This window comes from Blastococcus sp. SYSU DS0828 (assembly GCF_054050975.1).
Genome location: NZ_JBJHAK010000048.1, coordinates 1 through 733, shown reverse-complemented (window position 1 = coordinate 733; position 733 = coordinate 1). Strand labels below are relative to the sequence as shown.

Genomic DNA, 733 nt, shown 5'->3' with positions numbered 1-733 from the left:
CGGCGGTGATGAGCGCCCGGGCGAGACCGGTGAGCGGCCGGTCGGCGACCAGGGGGACGCGCACCCGGGTCCAGACGTCGGCCGGCCCGGGCTCTTCCGGCGACCCGGCGGTGTAGCGCCAGTCGATGGCCTGCCCGAAGCCCCAGTCGGGCAGGCCGAACAGGACCTCGGGCGAGGAGTCGGGGACGGCGGGTGGCGGGCTGAGTTTGGTGACCACCGGCGGGGTGGGTCCGGTGGCGAGCGACCACACGCGGGCGACGGCGACGGTGCGGCCGTCGACGGTCATCACCGCCTCGGTGAGGTCGATCCGCCGTCCCGGGCGGACGGGGGAAACCTCGACGGACAGCTCACGGCGGGGGATGGCGCCGAAGAAGTCCACGCTGATCCGCGCCGGTCGGGTACCCGTCCCTGCCGCACGGGCGGCGTCGGTGGCGAGGTGGGCCAGCAGCGCGGACGGCGGTCCGCCGTGCTGGGCGCTGTGGTCCCACGGGCTCTCTGTGGCCCGGGTGGGCTCGAACCGGTTGTCGCCCAGCGGGAGGTAGAAGGCCTCGAACTCCATGACCGGCAGTCTTGCCGAGGCGGTCACAGGAGGATCGGGCGGACGTGCCGTCGCCCGATCGGGTGGCACTGCGGCGGATGTCTGGGCGGGCGGCCGGTTGCTGTCGGTGGCGCCTGTCATGGTCCGCCCTGCCGTCACGGGGAAGGCGCGGACCAGGGAGTGGCATGGGCGGAT

Annotated in this window: 1 protein-coding gene; it reads right to left on the bottom strand. The window is 74.6% G+C overall.

Annotated features, from left to right (window positions below):
• Positions 1 to 559 (bottom strand): acyl-CoA thioesterase domain-containing protein (locus ACI79Q_RS20755; protein WP_456615310.1); only part of this gene is annotated, 559 nt, incomplete at its 3' end.
• Positions 560 to 733: the final 174 nt, after the last annotated feature.